This window comes from Parvibaculum sp., from assembly GCF_030694575.1.
Classification (GTDB): domain Bacteria; phylum Pseudomonadota; class Alphaproteobacteria; order Parvibaculales; family Parvibaculaceae; genus Parvibaculum.
In genome coordinates this window covers 12,325-29,460 of the sequence record NZ_JAUYUS010000013.1, presented here as the reverse complement: position 1 = coordinate 29,460, position 17,136 = coordinate 12,325, and the positions used below count along the sequence as shown (strand labels likewise).

General features: G+C 65.7%; 16 protein-coding genes. 7 read left to right on the top strand and 9 right to left on the bottom strand.

The features are described 5' to 3' along the window. Positions 1-56: 56 nt before the first annotated feature. Positions 57-947: an aldose 1-epimerase gene (locus tag Q8S60_RS02125; protein WP_305278500.1), complete on the top strand. Its 891-nt coding sequence runs from the start codon at positions 57-59 to the stop codon at positions 945-947. On the opposite strand, the gene Q8S60_RS02120 is transcribed toward Q8S60_RS02125, so the two are convergent. Together Q8S60_RS02120 and Q8S60_RS02115 are read right to left on the bottom strand one after the other, a co-directional pair. Further along, positions 944-1,687 carry a rhomboid family intramembrane serine protease gene (locus tag Q8S60_RS02120; RefSeq protein ID WP_305278501.1) on the bottom strand — a complete coding sequence of 248 codons (744 nt, stop codon included), beginning with the start codon at positions 1,685-1,687 and terminating at the stop codon, positions 944-946. The two genes, Q8S60_RS02125 and Q8S60_RS02120, sit on opposite strands and share 4 nt — an antisense overlap. Before the next feature lie 80 nt (positions 1,688-1,767). After that, positions 1,768-2,418, bottom strand: coding sequence for a cytochrome c oxidase assembly protein (locus Q8S60_RS02115; RefSeq protein ID WP_305278503.1), 651 nt, complete (start codon positions 2,416-2,418; stop codon positions 1,768-1,770). A 208-nt stretch (positions 2,419-2,626) separates the two neighbouring features. On the opposite strand from Q8S60_RS02115, the gene Q8S60_RS02110 reads away from it, so the two are divergent. From Q8S60_RS02110 to Q8S60_RS02085, 6 genes are all read left to right on the top strand, one after another. After that, positions 2,627-4,717 carry a TonB-dependent receptor gene (locus Q8S60_RS02110; RefSeq protein WP_305278505.1) on the top strand — a complete coding sequence of 697 codons (2,091 nt, stop codon included), beginning with the start codon at positions 2,627-2,629 and terminating at the stop codon, positions 4,715-4,717. 43 nt (positions 4,718-4,760) lie between these two features. Continuing rightward, positions 4,761-6,209 carry a phospholipase D-like domain-containing protein gene (locus Q8S60_RS02105; RefSeq protein WP_305278506.1) on the top strand — a complete coding sequence of 483 codons (1,449 nt, stop codon included), beginning with the start codon at positions 4,761-4,763 and terminating at the stop codon, positions 6,207-6,209. Between the two features lie 115 nt (positions 6,210-6,324). Beyond that, positions 6,325-6,597 (top strand): hypothetical protein, encoded by a 273-nt coding sequence (locus tag Q8S60_RS02100; RefSeq protein WP_305278507.1) that lies wholly within the window; start codon positions 6,325-6,327, stop codon positions 6,595-6,597. A 9-nt stretch (positions 6,598-6,606) separates the two neighbouring features. Next, positions 6,607-7,107, top strand: a complete 501-nt coding sequence (locus tag Q8S60_RS02095; protein WP_305668289.1) for a phage holin family protein — start codon at positions 6,607-6,609, stop codon at positions 7,105-7,107. 3 nt (positions 7,108-7,110) lie between these two features. Then, positions 7,111-7,590: a hypothetical protein gene (locus tag Q8S60_RS02090; protein ID WP_305278510.1), complete on the top strand. Its 480-nt coding sequence runs from the start codon at positions 7,111-7,113 to the stop codon at positions 7,588-7,590. A gap of 13 nt (positions 7,591-7,603) precedes the next feature. Beyond that, the gene (locus Q8S60_RS02085) at positions 7,604-8,206 is read left to right on the top strand and encodes a glutathione S-transferase N-terminal domain-containing protein (protein ID WP_305668288.1); all 603 of its coding nucleotides are present in this window, start codon (positions 7,604-7,606) and stop codon (positions 8,204-8,206) included. A 56-nt stretch (positions 8,207-8,262) separates the two neighbouring features. On the opposite strand, the gene Q8S60_RS02080 is transcribed toward Q8S60_RS02085, so the two are convergent. The 7 genes from Q8S60_RS02080 to Q8S60_RS02050 all read right to left on the bottom strand — a co-directional run bounded on the left by Q8S60_RS02080 (position 8,263) and on the right by Q8S60_RS02050 (position 16,914). Next, entirely contained in the window at positions 8,263-9,357 is a 1,095-nt protein-coding gene (locus Q8S60_RS02080; RefSeq protein ID WP_305278513.1) for a zinc-binding dehydrogenase, read from the bottom strand. Positions 9,358-9,440: 83 nt separating this feature from the next. Then, a complete protein-coding gene (locus Q8S60_RS02075) occupies positions 9,441-9,731 on the bottom strand; it encodes a SemiSWEET family sugar transporter (protein WP_305278514.1) in 291 nt (96 codons plus the stop codon). A gap of 181 nt (positions 9,732-9,912) precedes the next feature. Next, positions 9,913-11,007, bottom strand: a complete 1,095-nt coding sequence (locus Q8S60_RS02070) for an acyl-CoA dehydrogenase family protein (RefSeq protein WP_305278515.1) — start codon at positions 11,005-11,007, stop codon at positions 9,913-9,915. An 11-nt stretch (positions 11,008-11,018) separates the two neighbouring features. Continuing rightward, a complete protein-coding gene (locus Q8S60_RS02065) occupies positions 11,019-12,212 on the bottom strand; it encodes an acyl-CoA dehydrogenase family protein (protein WP_305278517.1) in 1,194 nt (397 codons plus the stop codon). Positions 12,213-12,360: 148 nt separating this feature from the next. Next, on the bottom strand, positions 12,361-14,601 hold the full coding sequence (locus Q8S60_RS02060; protein WP_305278580.1) for a bifunctional diguanylate cyclase/phosphodiesterase: 2,241 nt from the start codon (positions 14,599-14,601) through the stop codon (positions 12,361-12,363). Between the two features lie 91 nt (positions 14,602-14,692). Further along, a complete protein-coding gene (locus Q8S60_RS02055) occupies positions 14,693-15,505 on the bottom strand; it encodes a DUF1365 domain-containing protein (RefSeq protein ID WP_305278519.1) in 813 nt (270 codons plus the stop codon). After that, the gene (locus tag Q8S60_RS02050) at positions 15,502-16,914 is read right to left on the bottom strand and encodes an NAD(P)/FAD-dependent oxidoreductase (RefSeq protein WP_305278522.1); all 1,413 of its coding nucleotides are present in this window, start codon (positions 16,912-16,914) and stop codon (positions 15,502-15,504) included. The genes Q8S60_RS02055 and Q8S60_RS02050 overlap by 4 nt, the downstream gene beginning before the upstream one ends. Positions 16,915-17,136: the final 222 nt, after the last annotated feature.

Below are 17,136 nucleotides of genomic sequence, written 5' to 3'. Positions count from 1 at the left end.
ACCGCAACGCGGCCTGCCTTTTGTTTGGGCACCTGCCGCTATCGGATGCGAATTTCATGCTGACCCTCGTCCACGACAGTCTCGAAACCGTCATCGCGCCGGAAACGGGCGGCTGCATCGCGCGCTTCTCCTGCCGCCATGAAGGCGGCGTGCAGCAATTGCTGCGGCCCCTCCCGCGCGATTGCGCCGCGCCCGGCCCCCTCGACATGGCCTGTTATCCGCTGGTTCCCTTTTCCGGCCGCATCACCAATGGCCGCTTCCGCTTCGGCGCGCATGAGGTGCAACTGCCGCCCGACGTCATCTGCGTGCCGCATGCGATCCATGGCCGCGGCTGGCAATCGCCCTGGGAGGTGCTGGAAGCAGGCGGCAACGCCGCGCGCCTCCGCTTCGCCCACAATGCCGAGAACAACCGCTGGACATGGCCGTGGAGCTTCGAGGCCGAGCAGCATTTCGCGCTCGGACCGCAAGGCCTCATTGTCCTCATGCGTCTGAAGAACCTTTCCGCCGATCCGATGCCCGGCGGCCTCGGCCTCCATCCCTTCTTCGGCGGCCGGGCCACCGCCCGCCTGCAGGCGCGGCTTCCCAAGGTCTGGGAAAGCGGTGCGGACGGCGTGCCGACCGGCCTCGCCCCCACGCCGGAGAAATGGCGTTTCGACGGCGGGCGCGAGATGAAGGATGTGGAGGTCGATCACTGCTTCTCGGAAAGCGACGGCCGCTTTCGCATCGCATGGGCGGACCGCCCCCGCGCGCTCCGCATCGAGGCGGAAGGCGCACCCCATGCCATCGTCTATGCACCGCCGGGCGAGGACTTCTTCTGCGCCGAACCCGTCAGCCACGCCCCCGACGCCGTGAACCGCCCCGAGCGCGAAAGCGTCACCGGCCTGCGCACCCTCGCCCCGGGCGAAACGATGGAACTCCTCTGCCGCTTCCTCGTGGAGGATGCTTAGCCCCAAGGCCCCCGGCGCCGGTCCACCGTGCGCGCATCGAACACTTTCGGCGCCGCCTTGTGAAACAGCGGCACGTCGCGCCGCTTGAAAAGCGGCACCAGCACCATCCCCGCCACGAAACCGCCGACATGCGCCCAGAAGGCGACGCCCGCCTCCTCGACCGGACTGGCAAGCCCGCTCACCACCTGAATGACGAACCAGAGCCCGAGCACGACGATCGCGGGGACATAAAATGTTCGCACGATGATGATCGGAAGCGGCAGGAAGAGAACGCGCACCCGCCCGCGCGGATAGAGCAGCAGATAGGCCCCGAGCACGCCGGAGATCGCACCGCTCGCGCCGACCAGCGGCACGGTGGACGCAGGCACCATCAGCGCATGCGTCAGCGCCGCCGCGATGCCGCACACGACATAGAACACGATGAAGCGGAGCCGCCCCATCGCCAGCTCGATATTGTCGCCGAATATCCAGAGATAGAGCATGTTGCCGCCGAGATGCGCGAGCCCGCCATGCATGAACATCGAGGTGATGACCGTCGCCCAGGCGGGCACCGGCGCATCCGCCATCTCCGTGGTGCCGAAAAGCACGCCCGGAATGAGCCCGAATTGATAGACGGCAAGCTCCGCCGCGCCGGGCGGCAGCGAATACTGCCAGAAAAACACGGCAACGCACGCCGCGATGATCGCCCATGTGACGATGGGTGTGCCGGGTTCGGAATTGTCGTCGGAGATGGGAAACATGGGCCCTGCATTCTGGCTGCGGTTCGACGCAAGCCTACAGGGATTGTTCCGGCCGCGGCCAGTCCCGGAATCTCACTACTTTACTGGCGGTGCGGGACCCGATTGGTGAATTCCGCCGTTTCCGCGCTCGAAAGCGCCTTCGTCTGCGCCTCCGACCCCTCGCGCAGCGGCCGCGCGGCGGCAATCGCCTCCTCGTCGGAAGCCTGCTTGAAGAACGTATAGGAGAGCGTGATCGTGCGGATGTATTTCGCGTCCGCGTCTTCCATCATCTCGGGATCGAGGAAGAAGACGATCGGCATTTCCGCGCTCTCGCCCGGCGCCAGCTTCTGCTCGACGAAACAGAAGCACTCGGTCTTGTTGAAATAATAGCCCGCCGTATCCGGCGTCACATTATATGTCGCGCGCCCCACCAGCGTTTCGTCGCTGTTGTTCGTCGCATGATAGAAAACCGTCGTCGGCACGCCGATATGGGTCGTCACCTCGCGCTGCGCCGGCCGGAAGTTCCAGTCGAGCCCCGGCGAGACATTGGCGTCGAACCGCACCTTGACGGCGGGGCCGATGGCATTGTCTTCCGCTTTCAGCGAGCGGTTCACGCTCACCGTGCCGCCATAGCCGGTCGCCTCGCAGAACATGCGGTAGAGCGTCGGCGAATAGACGACGGCCGTCGTCGCAACGGCGAGGATCGCCACCGACAGGGCCACTGGCGGAATGGAAGTACCGAATATTTTCATGACGGGCGAACTTTAGGCCGGGTAGGCCGTTGGGGCAAGGCTGCCCCGGCGGCACCCGTCCGTGGCGGATTGCCACGTTTTGCCGCCCGAACCGGGCCAGGACCAAGGGAGTCGACCTCTCCGCCCGGCATGTTAACAATGGGGCCAAGCGGCCGGATCAGTGCCGTGCGGGTGGAGCAAAAGGGGCCCGGCCCCAGGGGAGTTTGGCGTGATTGATCTTCGGTTCGCGGCTGGATTGCTGGCCATGTCTTTCGTGGCGGCGGTCGGCCCCGCCACCGCGCAGGAACCCTCCGAAGAGCCGGCCTCCCGCGTCTGGGCGCTCGACCAGATCACCGTCACCACCACCGGCCTCGGCACGTCCCGCGCGACCCATACCGGCAACATTTCCAAAATCTCCGGCGACGATGTCGATTTCATCGCGCCCATCCAGCCCGCCGAAGCGCTGAACCGCCTGCCCGGCGTCGGCATCCAGCAGGGCAGCGGTGCCGAACATCTCACCGCCATCCGTTCGCCGGTACTGTCGGGCGGCGCCGGTGCGGGTTCCTTTCTCTATCTGGAAGACGGCGTGCCGATGCGCGCGGCGGGCTTCGCCAATGTGAACGCGCTGATGGAGGCAATGGAGGAGATCTCGGGCGGCATCGAAGTGGTGCGCGGTCCCGGCGGCGCGCGCTATGGCTCGAATGCCGAGCACGGGCTCATCAATTTTCTGAGCCGCCCGCCCGCACCCGACGGCGACGCCGAATTGTCCGCCTGGGCAGGCCCCCACGATCTCTTCAAGATTACCGGCACAGCAAGCACGACGCTGCGCGGCGAAGGTGTCGCGACACATGGCTTCCGCGGCAGCTTCTCCACTTTGCATGATGGCGGCTTCCGCGCCTCTTCCGGCCTCGACCAGCAGAAGGCGCGGATGCGCTACGACTTCGAAACGCCGGAAACGCGCCTTCAGGCGACGCTCACGGCGGTGAACGTCAATCAGGAAACGGCCGGCTTCGTCGAGGGGCCGGATGCCTACAAGAACCCCGCGCTCTACAAGACCAACCCGAACCCGGAAGCCTATCGCGACGCATGGGCCGTACGCGCGGCGGTTCGTATCGAGCGAGACCTCGCCGACGATCTCATGCTGGTGCTGACGCCCTACGCCCGCAAGAACGAGATGAACTTTCTCATGCATTTCCTGCCGGGTACGCCGGTCGAGGAAAACAGCCACTGGAGCGGCGGCCTTCTGTCGAGCCTCGTCGCCGATCTCGATGGCGGCCACAGGATCATCTTCGGCTTCGACAGCGAATATACCGACGGCTCGCTCACCGAATTCCAGGAAGGCCCCACGGCTGGCTTTCCGCCCAACCTGTCGCCCCAGGGACTTCACTACGACTACGACGTGCAGGCTCTCGTACTCGCGCCCTATATCCACAGCGAATGGCGCCTCGCTCCGGCGACGGTTTTCACTGCGGGGCTCCGCTTCGAATATACGCGCTACGACTACACCAACCACGCGCCGGTCGGCACCTTCGGGCGCTATCTGCGCATTCCGAGCCGCGTCGACGAATTCGGAGACGTCACGCCGAAGATCGGCCTCCTGCATGTATTCAACGACAATGTCACCGGCTATGTGAACGTTGCGCGCGGCACCCGCGCACCCCAGACGACCGATCTTTACCGTCTGCAGCGCCTGCAGGTGCCGGACGAAGCGAAATCGGAAGAGCTCGACAGCATCGAGGTGGGCGCGCGCGGCGACTGGCTGGGCGTGAGCTACGAAACCAATCTCTTCTACATGAAGAAGAGAAACTATTATTTCCGCGACGCTGGCGGCTTCAACGTCACGGACGGCAAGACGAACCACGCCGGCATCGAGCTGGAGCTTGCCGCCCCGCTGGGCCACGGCTTCGACATCGCCGGCTCCGCCACCTATGCGCGTCACACCTATGCCTTCGACAATGTCACCGCCACTGAAGTCATCCGCGACGGCGACGATGTCGACACCGCGCCGCGCACCATAGCGAATGTCCGCCTCGGTTATGTCTTCAACGAAGGCCTGGGAAGGGCCGAACTCGAATGGGTGCATATGGGTTCATACTGGATGAACGCGGGCAATACCGCCCAGTATGACGGCCACGACATCTTCAATCTCCGCCTCGACTATGCCGTCACGGAAACCGTTACATTGTTCGGCAAACTGACCAACATCCTCGACCGCCGCTATGCCGATCGCGCCGACTATTCGGATTTCGGCACCGGCACCGAACGCTACTTCCCCGGCGAGGACCGCGCCCTGATACTTGGCGCCAGTTTGCGCTTCTGATCGCGCGCGACCGGCGCGCCCGCATAGGTTACTCTGGAGCCCGATGGAAACCGGATTTTGGGATTTCTGGCCGTTTCTTCTCGCCGTCATACAATTCGGCGGCATGGCCGGAGCCGCCATTCACGTGATGCTGACCAAGACGGACGAGCGCGCCGCCGCCGGCTGGGTCGGCTTCGTCGTTCTCGTGCCCTTTGCCGGCTGGATCATCTATCTCCTGTTCGGCGTCAACCGCATCCAGCGCCGCGCCCGCGAGCTGCGCGGCCAGCAGCACGACATGCTGCTCATCTCGCCGCTTCCCGCCCGCTCGGAACTGCGCGCCACCGAAGGCGTGGTCAAGCTGCGCGAGCTGGAAGGCCTCGCCCGCTTCGGCCAGAAGATTCTTCCCGAGAGTTTCGAGCCCGGCAACGCCGTCGGCGTGCTCCTCAACGGCGATGAAGCCTACCCCGCCATGATCGCCGCCATCGACCGCGCCGAACGCTCGATCGCGATCTCTACCTACATCTTCAACAACGATCCCGTCGGCCGCCTCTTCGTCGACGCACTCTCCCGCGCGATGGACCGCGGCGTCCGGGTCCGCTTGCTGATCGACGGCGTCGGCTCGTGGTATTCGCGCCCCTCCCTGATACCGCTGCTGGAAGAGCGCGGCATCGACTATGCCCGCTTCCTGCATTCGTTCATGCCCTGGCGGATGCCATACCTCAACATGCGCAATCACCAGAAAATCTTCGTCGTCGACGGCCGCCATGCCTTCACCGGCGGCATGAACATCGCCGAGGGCAACGTCATCGCGGAAGACCCGCGCAAACCCATCCACGATTGTCATTTTCGTGTCGAAGGTCCGGTCGTCGCGCAGCTCATGCACACCTTCGCCTATGAATGGAACTTCACGACCGGCGAACTCCTCGAAGGCCCGGACTGGTTTCCCGAAATCGAACAGGCCGGCGATGTCGTGGCGCGCGGCCTTCCCGCCGGTCCCGACATGGGCCTCAACCCGATCCGCTGGACGCTGCTCGGCGCGCTCGCCGAAGCGCGCCACAACGTCCGCATCGTCACGCCCTACTTCATCCCCGATGCCACGCTCCGCACCAATATTTCGCTCGCCGCCATGCGCGGTGTCATCGTCGACATCGTCCTGCCGGCGACCAACAACCTGCCCTTCTGCGACTGGGCGGCGATGCCGCAACTCGAAGGGCTGGCCCGCGCCGGCTGCCGCATCTGGAAAACCAACGGCCCCTTCGACCATTCCAAAATGATGACGGTGGACGGCATGTGGGCGATGGTCGGCTCCGCAAACTGGGACGACCGCAGCCTCCGCCTCAACTTCGAGTTCAACCTCGAATGCTACGGCACGACCTTCGCGGGCGAGCTCGACAGCCTGATCGAACGGAAGATTTCGACGGCGCACCCCCTTACCCACCAGGAAATCGCCGCCCGCCCGCTCCCCGTCCGCCTCCGCGACGCCGCCTTCCGCCTCGCCTCCCCCTATCTCTAGTCCCGGCGTCTGCGTCGATTCGGCATGCCTTGTCTGGCCCGCATCGTGAGCTATGCTTATCCAAAGGGGCGGGTTGCCGGACATCTGCAAACCGCATAGCCCAGGAGACGCCGAAATGGCCGAAAAGAAATCTCAGGACGCTTCAGTCGAAGAGCTTCAGGCTCAGATCGAGGCGTTGAAACTGGCGCTGGAAGAAGCACAGGCCGCCGCCGCGGCGGCAGGAGCGGCCGGAACGCTGGAGGAAGGGCTCGCAAGCGCCGAAATGATCCGCGAACGGATGCAGGAAGGGCTGGACGACGTGCAGAAGCAGATCGACGCCCATCCCGTCCCGAGCGCGCTTCTCGCCTTCGGTCTCGGCTTCCTCATCGGCCGCCTGCTCACGCGATAGGAGATCAACTTGATCGATCCCACGCCACACGTCCGCAAACTCGCCGAGGCGGAGCTTTACCGGGCGGAGCTTGAAGCCCGCCGCCTCGCGCGCCGCCTCTCCCTCGTCGGCATCGCCGTCTTCATCGCCCTCTTCGCCCTCATCATGCTGGTGATCGCGGGCTTCCTCGCGCTCTCGGAAATCTACGGCTACCCGCTCGGCGCGCTCATCACCGGCGGCGCGCTCGTGGCGCTGGCCTTCATTGCGCTCCTCTTCGCCGCCAAGGCGCCCGGCCGCGCCGACAAGCTCGAACTCGAACTCGCGAACCGCAGCATCGCGGAAGCCCGCGCCGAGGTGAAGCGCGACTTCGACCTGGTCGAGCGCACGCTGAACGACATGACGATGGGCCTTCTCGGACTCGTAAAGGGGGGGAGCGGCAGCCTGCCCCTCATCACCATCGTGATCGGCGCTCTCGCGGCGTTGAGCCCCGCGCTCCGCCGGTTTCTCATGCCGTTTCTGCGGAAGGACTGAGCCATGCGCCGCATAGCGCTCGCAACCGTCGTCCTTCTCGCCGCCTGCGCGCAACAAAGCCTGCCGCAGCCCGAAGTCACCATGAGGCAGCCGCAAGGCTTGATCGATGCGCCGGTCGACGATCGCGGCACCCGCCTCGTCGGTCCCGCCGGCGGCGCCATGCTCGGCATGGCGATCGGCACCGGCGGCGGCACGGAATGGGCGGTCGCGGCCGGCGTCGCCGCAGGCTACATGGTCGGCGGTTCGGAGGGCCCCTCGCTCACCGGCCTCCCCGTCCAGGCCCGCAACGAAGCCGTCGCGAAAATGATGACGGTGCCGCTCCGCGAACAGGTGACATGGTTCACCGCCTCCCAAAAGGCCAGCGGCAAGATCACACCCACCCGCGAATTCACCGACGAGCGCGGCCGCCGCTGCCGCGAATTCGTCGAGTGGCGCACGCTTCGCGGCATGAACGGCCACACCTCCGGCATCGCCTGTCTCTAGCGAAAGACCTTTCATGAAGCTCTATCACTCGCCGACCTCGCCCTTCGCGCGCAAGGTGCGCATCCTCATTCGCGAAAAGGACGCGCTCGGCCGCGTGACCGAGGAATTGATTTCCGCGATGGAAGACCCGGCCGCGCTCCACGCCGCGAACCCGCTCGGCAAGATCCCGGCGCTGGTCATGAATGACGGCACGTCCTTCTTCGACAGTCCGCTCATCTGCGAATATCTCGACGTGGCGCTGGAAGGCCCTTCCTTCATCCCCGCAGCGAATGTCGAACGCTGGCGCGTGCAGCGCCTCCACGCGCTTGCCGACGGCATCATGGACGCCGCCGTCTCGCTCACCTTCGAGCGCAACCGGCCGGAGGAACAGCGTTCCGAAATGTGGATGGGCCGCTGGCGCCGCGCCATCGAGCGCAGCATCGCCGTGCTGGAGGACGAAGTGACCTCCTTCGACGGCGCCGTCGACATGGGCAACATCGCCATCGGCGCCGCCCTCGGCTATCTCGACTTCCGCCATGCCGGGCTCGGCTGGCAATCCAAAGCCCCCGAACTCGCCGGCTGGTGGAAAGACTTCTCGAAGCGCCCGTCCCTCGCGGAAACGGCGCCCCCCGCCTAAGCACCAAAAAAATCTACCACCCTCCCCCGGGAGGAGGGTGAAAGGATGCGTGGATATTACCTCCACGGCTCCACGAGAATCTTCGCGTGCTTCTCCGGATTGCCCAGCTCGCTGAACGCCTCCTTCACGCCCTCGACGCCCACCTTGCCCGTGACGAGCGGCGAGCCGTCGATCTTCCCTTCGGCGAGATGCGTCAGCGTCAGCGCGAATTCCTCCGGCGTATAGCCGAGCACGAATTGCACGTTCAGTTCCTTGTTGATGCCGAAGAACGGCTCGATGCGATCCTGCTCCATGCAGACGCCGACCACGACGATCCGCGCATTCTTCGGCGCGCCCTCGAAAATCTGCTGGATGACGCCGGGCACACCGACGCATTCGAAAATGACGCCCGGCCGCAGCTTCGGGCCCATGCCGAGCAGCGTCATGATGTTGGTCGGGTCGTAGCCCTCCGGCGTCGCTTCCTTCGCCCAGCGCGCATAAGGCGCGTCGACCTTCGGGTCGAGCACGATATCGGCGCCCATCTGCTCGGCGAGCTTGCGCCGCGCCGGGCTGAAATCCGCCGCGATGATCGGGTGGATGCCCTTGATCTTGAGCGCGGCAATCACCGCAAGCCCCACCGGCCCGCAGCCGATCACCAGCGGAATATCGTCCGCCGTCGTGTTCGCCTTCTCGACCGCGTGCCAGCCGACGGCCATCGGCTCCGTCAGCGCCGCCTGCTCGGTCGGCAGCCCGTTCGGCACTTCAAGCAGCATCAGCTCGTTCAGCACCATCCGCTCGGCGAAACCGCCCGGCATCGAATTCGAATAGCCGACCGGCTGCACATTCGCCGAGCTCCCGTTCATGGTGATCGCGAGCGGCATGGAACAGACGCGCGTCCCCGGCTTCAGCGTCTTCTGCGTCCCCGGCCCGTGGTCCAGCACTTCCGCGCAGAACTCATGTCCGAACACGATGTCCCTCGTCAGGTCCATCGTGAAGCTCGAGCCGGAGCGTTGCGCCGCCTCCACCATCTTGTCGGCGTGATGAAACGCATGCAGATCCGAGCCGCAAATCCCGCAGGCCAGCGTCTTGACCAGCACCTGCCCCGCCTGGGGTTCGGGATCGGGAACGGTATCGGCGACGAGATCGCCCTGACGGAACACGGCCGCGCGCATGGGGGTATCCTCCCTTGGAATTGTTGATTGCCGACATGCAAGCAGGCGGCGCCGCGCCGTGCAAGCGATAAATAGACCTTGGTCTATTTATCCGCCGCGAGCTTCCCCTTGAGCGCCCGCCGGGCCGCCCGCTCATTCGTCAGAATGATGAGGAAAATCGGAAACGCCAGCAGCAGCGTCACCCCGTTCGCGCCGATCAGCGCATAGTCCTGCTTGTTGATCCCGTGCAGCAGCCAGAAAAAGATGCCGACCGTCAGGCAGGCATACATGGCCAGCGACAGCCCCGACGTGTCGCGCGTGCGGATCGTCTTTATCGCCTGCGGAATGAAGGCAAACGTCGTGAGGAACGCCGCGAGATAACCGAGATTGTCCATGATGCACCGGCAAGGGAAACCAATGCCGCGCATATGACGCCCGGCCCCGGCGGTTGGCAAGAGGGTGGCCATCCCTTGGCATTTCTCTTTCTCCACCCTCCCCCTGCGGGAGGGTCAAACGGCTGCAAGCCGTTTGGGGAGGGGTTACTGAACTCACCTCGCCCGCACAATCTCTCGAGCTTTAATCCGCCGCCCAGCCCTGCATCTTCGCCGCCTCGCCGCGCACCCGTTCCGGGCTCCCCAGCAACTGCCGGTCGAGACCGATCCGCTTGAACCAGTAGTGGAGCCCCACGAGATCGGTGAAGCCCATGCCGCCATGCACCTCCGTCGCGGTGCGGGCAACGAAGCGCCCCACCTCCGCCGTCAGCGATTTCGCATGCGCCGCCATCAGGCTCGCCTCTGCGGGCACCTCGTCGAAGGCATGACCGGCATACCAGATGAGCGAACGGCACGGCTCAAGCTCGGAAGCCATCTCCGCGCACATATGCTTCACCGCCTGGAACGAACCGATGACCCGGCCGAACTGCTTGCGCTCCGCCGCATAGGCCACCGCCTTGTCGATCATCGCCCAGCCCGCGCCCAGCGTGTCCGCCGCCAGCATCACGCGGCCTGCATCGATCATGCGGCCGAGCGTCGCCGCCGCATCGCCCGACGCCAGCGCTTCCGCCTCCACATTATCGAACTGCAGCTCGGTCAGCCCCCGCGTGAGATCGATGCTGGTGAGCGCGACTTTCGTCAGCCCCTTCGCATCGCCCTTCACGAGATGAAGCCCGCCCGCCTTGTCCGCGACGATCAGGATGTCGGCACCCGCCGCGTCGAGCGCGAACAGCGCGCTGCCGTTGAGCTTGCCCGCCGCCGCCGTCACGCCCGCGCCGTCCCGCGCACCCGCCGCGCGTTCGGAAACCGCCACGCCCGCAATCGCCTCGCCGCTCGCAAGCTTCGGCAGCCATGCTTCCTGCTGCGCCGCGCTTCCCGCACCCGTCAGTGCGATGGGCGCCATCACCGCCGTGCCCACGAACGGTACCGGCGCCACATGGCGTCCCAGCATCTCCGCCACCAGCACCGCATCGAGCAGCTTCATGCCCATGCCGCCGAAATCCTCCGGCACCATCATGCCCGGCACGCCGAGATCCCTCAGCGCCGCCCACACATCGGCCGCGTAATCCTCGCGCGTCTCCGCCGCCTTCCGCACGCGGTCCAGCGGCGACACCCGTTCCAGCGTCCGCCCGACACTTTCCTGGAGCAGTTTCTGGTCTTCCGACAATCCGAATTCCATGGGTCCGCTCCTTACGCTTTCACGAGTTTCGGTTCGCGCGGCATACCGAGGCCGCGTTCCGAAATGATGTTCTTCTGGATCTGCGCCGTACCGCCGCCGATGATGAGGCCGAGGTCGAACATGTAGCGATGCTGCCAGCTCCCTCGCGCACGCAAATGCGGACTGTCCTCGTAAAGCACGCCGAGTTCGCCCAGCGCGTCGATGGCGAGCGCCGCCAGCTGGTGATTGATCTCGCAGCCCTGCAGTTTCACGATCAGCCGCGCGATGCCGGGGTCTTCCTTCTTCGTGGAGGCCGTCAGCAGCCTCAGCCCGTGAAACTGCATCGCCAGCACCCGGCTTTGCAGTTGCACCAGCCGGTCGCGGTAAAGCGGATTGTCGATCAGCCGCTGGCCGCCCACCGTCTCCTCATGCATGAGGTCGACGATCTCCTTCAGCCGCGTCCCCGCCTGGTTCGGATCTCCCAGCATCCCGCGCTCATGCTTCAGCGTGGCATTCGCGACGAACCAGCCCTGTCCGCGTCCCGCCACGATGTCCTTCTGCGGCACGCGCACATCGGTGAAGAACACCTCGTTGAATTCCGCATGTCCCGTCATCGTCTTCAGCGGGCGCACCTCGATGCCCGGCGTCTTCATGGAGAAGATCAGGTAGGAAATCCCCTCATGCTTCGGCTTGTCGGGCTCGGTGCGCACGAGACAGAAGATCATGTCCGCCGCATGCGCCGTCGAGGTCCATATCTTCTGCCCGTTGATGACGAAGTCGTCGCCGTCTTCCGTCGCCTTGGTCTGCAGCGAGGCAAGGTCCGAGCCCGAGCCCGGCTCCGAATAGCCCTGGCACCAGATCACGTCGCCCCGGAGCGTCGGCTCGATCCACTTCTTCTTCTGCTCTTCGGTGCCGAGCTCCAGCAGCGTCGGGACCAGCATCGAAATCCCCTGGCTCGCCAGCCCCATCGGCAGGCTCGCCTTGGTGAACTCCTCCGCGATGATGCGGGACTTCAGAATGTCGGGCTCGGCGCCATAGCCGCCATATTCCTTCGGCACCGTCCGCGCGGTAAGCCCGTGCTCCAGCAGCAGCCTCTGCCACGCGAGCGACTCCTCGGAAGGCCGCGACACGCCGAAGCGTTTCGGTGCCTTGTCCTTGTGCTTCGCGATGAAGTCGCGCACCTCCGCGCGAAAGGCCTCGTATTGGGGCCCGTAAGCGAGATCCATCTGGCGTCTCCCGGTATCGGCGCGGGCTCTCGGCCCTCGCTCATTATGTTTGCTGGCGGGAGTTTAGCCCACGCGGTGGGCGCGTAAAGCGCCACGCGCACCTCAAGGCGCACGCTGCGTCAATCCGGCGATGCCGGGAATGAAAGGATCAGGCCGCCGAGCCGCGCGAGGCCGCGCCCCCCGCCGGACGCGCTACAGGTTTTTCGGCCGAGGCCTCGATCTGCGCCGCGCCCGCGCGCAGGCCCGCCGGCGAATTGCGCAGGAAGACCTCGAACTCCGCCGCCGGCATCGGCCGCCCGGCGAAATAGCCCTGCACTTCGTCGCAGCCCAGCTCGTTCAGAATGTCGTACTGGTCGGCATTCTCCACGCCCTCCGCCACCACGCTCACGCCAAGCGCATGGGCGAGATCGATGATGACCTTCGGGATCACATGCCCGTCGCGCCCGTCGGCGATGTCGTTGACGAAAGTACGGTCGATCTTCAGCCGCTTCACCGGGAAGCGTTTCAGGTAGGCAAGCGAGGAATAACCCGTGCCGAAATCGTCGATGCCGATGCCGATGCCGAGACTGCGCAGCCGGCGCAGCGTGCCGATCACGACGTCGACATCCTGCATCACCATGCTCTCGGTGACTTCGAGCTCGAGATATTGCGGCGAAAGCCCGCGCCGGATCAGCGTGTTCGCGATCGTGTCGGTCAGGTCCGTCCGCTTCAGGTCGATCGCCGAGACGTTCACCGCCACGCCGATCTTCGGCAATCCCAGCTCCTGCCATTCGCGGTTCTGCCGGCATGCCTCGTCGAGCACCCATTTCGTCAGCGGCACGATCAGCCCGCTTCGCTCCGCGACCGGAATGAACTGCGCCGGCGAAATGAAACCGCGCTCCTCGTGCCGCCAGCGGATCAGCGCCTCCGCGCCGGTGACGCGGCCCGACGCCATGTCCACCTTCGGCTGATAGAAAAGCGTGAGCTGGTTCCGCGCGACCGCGACGCGCAGGTCGCGCTCGATCGTGTTGCGTTCGATCGCGCGCAGATGCAGTTCGTGCCGGTAAAGCACGCAGGCGCCCGATCCCTCATGCTTCGAACGCGACAGCGCGAGGTCGGCGTTCTTCACCAGCACGTCGGCGTCGCGTCCGTCCTGCGGATAAAGCGTCAGGCCGACACAGGCGCCTTGCGTCAGTTCCTGCGTCCCGAGCCGGAAAGGCACGCTCACCGCGCGCACCAGCCGGCTCGCAAGCTGCAGCGCATCGTCCGCGCTCTTGATGTCGGTCACGATGACGCCGAACTCGTCGCCGCCGATACGCGCCACCACATCGCCGCCGCGGCGGCATCCTTTCAGAATGTCCGCCGTCCGCCGCAGCACGAGGTCGCCCGCGTCGTGGCCCAGCGTATCGTTGACGTCCTTGAAATTGTCGAGGTTGAGGATCATCACGCCGACAAGGCCGCCATGCCTTTCGGCCCGCGAGATTTCCTCGGAGAGACGCGACTTGAAGAATGTGCGGTTACCCAGCGCCGTCAGCCCGTCGGTAGCGGCAAGGCTCGTCAGCCGCGCCTCGACATCCCGGTTCGCGCGAAACGAATCCGAAAGCGCGCGCGCCACAATACCGATCTCGTCGTCCGGCCCCGCCGGCAGCGCTTCCGTTTCGCCGCCCGTCTCCGCATAATCCCGCAGCGCCTCGATGGGCGCCACGATCACGCGATGGACCAGCAGCGAGATCGTCAGGGTCGCGAGGATCACCGTGATGGTGAGCCACATCATCGTGTTCCACGCCTGCATGGCGAGTTGCCCGGCGAGATAATCCGTATCCATCCGCAGGATGGCGACGGCTTCTGTCCCGAGACGCGGAAGCTCGAGCCGGATCGCATAGTCGCCGGGATATGTTCCGTATCCCGAAAGATGCTCGAGCCTGCCGAGCTCGACGGTATGGCCCGCGCCGTCTCCCGCCAGCGCCGCCATATCCACGCGCTTGCCGAGCCAGCCCGAATTCGACGTCGTCACGACCCGTCCGTCCGCGCCCGCCACCGCCACGTCCTTGACGGAAGCGGCGCCCGTCATCGCCGCGAGCACCGGCTCCATCTCGGCGAAACTGTTCGCCCGCCGCGCGGCGATCGTCAGCACGTCGGCCGCGCCCGAAACGCGAATCTCGACCTGCGTCCGGAGCGCATGATTGAAATCGTAAAGTGTGAAGGCGCCGCTCAGGATGACGAGAATGGCGCCGACCATCGTCAGCAGGAAAACCACTTTCGAGCGCACGGAAACGAAATGGCCGGCCATGCGCAGGCGCAACATCTCGGCGAACGCGCGCATCCGCTCCTGCGGAGACATCGCCGCCGTCATGGCCTCGCCATCGGGGTCGTGCGGCTCCGCCGCCTCGCCCTTGCCCTCGTCCTTCATCGGCACTCGTACCTTCCGGCTCGCCTGCGCGGAAGCAGGCGGTTCTGGCGGAAACTCGTGCTTTTATAGAGAGAGGGGAACTAAGATTGCGTTACACACGGGGGCCCGAAAATGCCGCTTCGTCCCGAAACGGGACGATCGTCACCGGGCTTGCGGGCGCCGCCGGCCGCGCCGCCGGGCGCATGCCCTTCAGCCAGAGCCTGAACGCCTCGATATGAATGCCGCCCACCACCTTCAGCGTCATCAGCGGATGCCGCAGGAACGCCAGCGCAAGCTGGCCGTCTGAAAAGGCCCGCGCCTCGCCCGCGAAGGATGCGGTGAGAAGCGCCCCCGCCTCGTCGCTCTCGCGGATGGTGAGCGCCATGCGCGCGCCGGGCCGCAACAGCTTGAAGCGATAGCGCCCAGCAACCGGGATGAACGGCGACACATAGAACGCCTTCTCGCATTCCTGCGTCACCGCCTCCGCGCCACCGTCCGCGACCGGAATCAGATAGCTGTGCCGGTCGCCGAACGTGTTGTTCACCTCATAGAGCATCGCGGCAAGCGTGCCATCCTCGCGCTGGCAGAAGTAAACCGTCAGCGGATTGAACACATAGCCGAGCACGCGTGGAAACGTCAGCGCCAGGATGCGGCCTCCGCCGGTATCGATCCCCGCCCGCGCAAGCTGCGCCTCGATCCAGCCCCGCAAGGGCCGTCCCGATCCGTCGCCGTGATCGCTGTCGTGAAATCCGAACAGCGAAGATCCGTTATAGGAAAAAAGCAGCGAGCACCGGTGCAGCGCCGGCAGTTCGTCGAGGTCGAGCAGCATGTAGAAGACGCGGTAACTCAGCTCGTGCACGCGCGGCCGCAGCCGCCGGTGAAACACCCGCCCCGGATAAAGCCGCGATTGCGGCATCTCCGTCATGCGGCTGCCTCCTCTCTCGCGCTCCGCTCCGCCCGCGGCGGCAGGCTGATCCGGCCCGACGGATCGGCGACGGTCCAGGGCCGCATCGTGCCGCCCAGTTCCTCCGCCACCGCAAGCCCCGCCTGCAATCCGTCCTCGTGAAAACCCGAACCGAAATAGGCGCCGCAAAACCATGTCCGCCGCCGCCCCTGTATCTGCCAGAGCTGTTTCTGCGCCGCGAAGGCGCCGGCGTCGAACACCGGATGATCGTAGTCGATCCGCGTCACCACGCTCCCGGGTGCCGGCTCGTGCGACGGGTTGAGCGTCACGAAAAGCTGCCGCTCCGTCGGCAGCGCCTGCAGCTTGTTCATCCAGTAGCTGACGCAGACCGGCGCGCCCGCGCCGCCGCCCATATAATTCCAGCTCGCCCAGACGCGCTTCTGCACCGGCATGAACGACGCGTCCGAATGCAGCCACGCCACATTGTGCCGGTAGGGCATCGCGCCCAGCAGCCTGCGCTCGCGCTCATCCGCATCGCCGAGCATCGCCAGCGCCTCGTCGCTATGCGCCGCGATCACCACATGGTCGTAGCGCGCCACGCCGCCCCGGCTGTCATGCACCGTCGCGCCCTCGCCGTCGCGCACGACCCGCGTCACGCCCGTGCCGAACCTGATCCGCCCGTCGAGCGCCGCCGCCAGCTTCGCCACATATTCGCGCGAGCCGCCCTTCACCGTCCGCCATGCCGGCCGGCCCTTCAGCCGCATCAATCCGTGATTGTCGAAGAAGCGCAGAAACGCCAGCGCCGGAAACCGCTCCACGCTTTCGAGCGGCAGCGACCATATCGCCGCGCACATCGGCAGCAGGTGATCGTCGCGCAGCGACGCCGAATAGCCCTGTTCGCGCAAAAACTGCCCGAGCGGCTTCTCGTCGAGCCCCGTCATCGAGATGAGGTCCGGCGCCGCGCGGTAAAGCTTCACGATGTCGCCGATCATCCGCCACATGCGCGGGCTCGCGATGTTGCGCCGGTCGGCGAAAATCCCGTTCAGCCCCGAGCCCGAATATTCGAAACGCCGCGCCGTTCCCGTTTCGAGCGAAGCCGCGAACGACATGTCGCTCGCCATCGTCTCGACGCCGAGATGTCTGAACAGCGCCGTCAGGTTCGGATAGTTGAGTTCATTGTAGACGATGAAGCCGGTATCGACCGCGACCGGCCCCTCCGCGCACTCCGCGACCACGGTGTTCGAATGCCCGCCCGGCCGCGCGTCCTTCTCGTAAACCGTCACATCGTGCCGCGACGACAGCAGCCACGCCGCCGAAAGCCCGGAAATGCCCGTGCCCGCCACCGCGATGCGCAGCCGCCGGGGGCCGCCGGAACCATCCATTCCGGACGCCGGATCGGATGGGAAAACGCGGTCGTCGAAGGGAGACATGAAATTCCTCTGGCGGAAAGACTGAGCGGATTGTCCTCATCCCTACGCGGCCGCCGCCCTGCCGGATCACAAACGCGTGCGTCCACATGCCCTGCTATCGCGCCCGCCCGCTTTTCCCTAGACTCTCCCGCAGGCGCTACGCCGTGGGTGATCCATGGCGGGACGGACCCCGTATCTGCATCATGCGCACGAAACACGCACTGCGGATCGGACCGGCTCGAG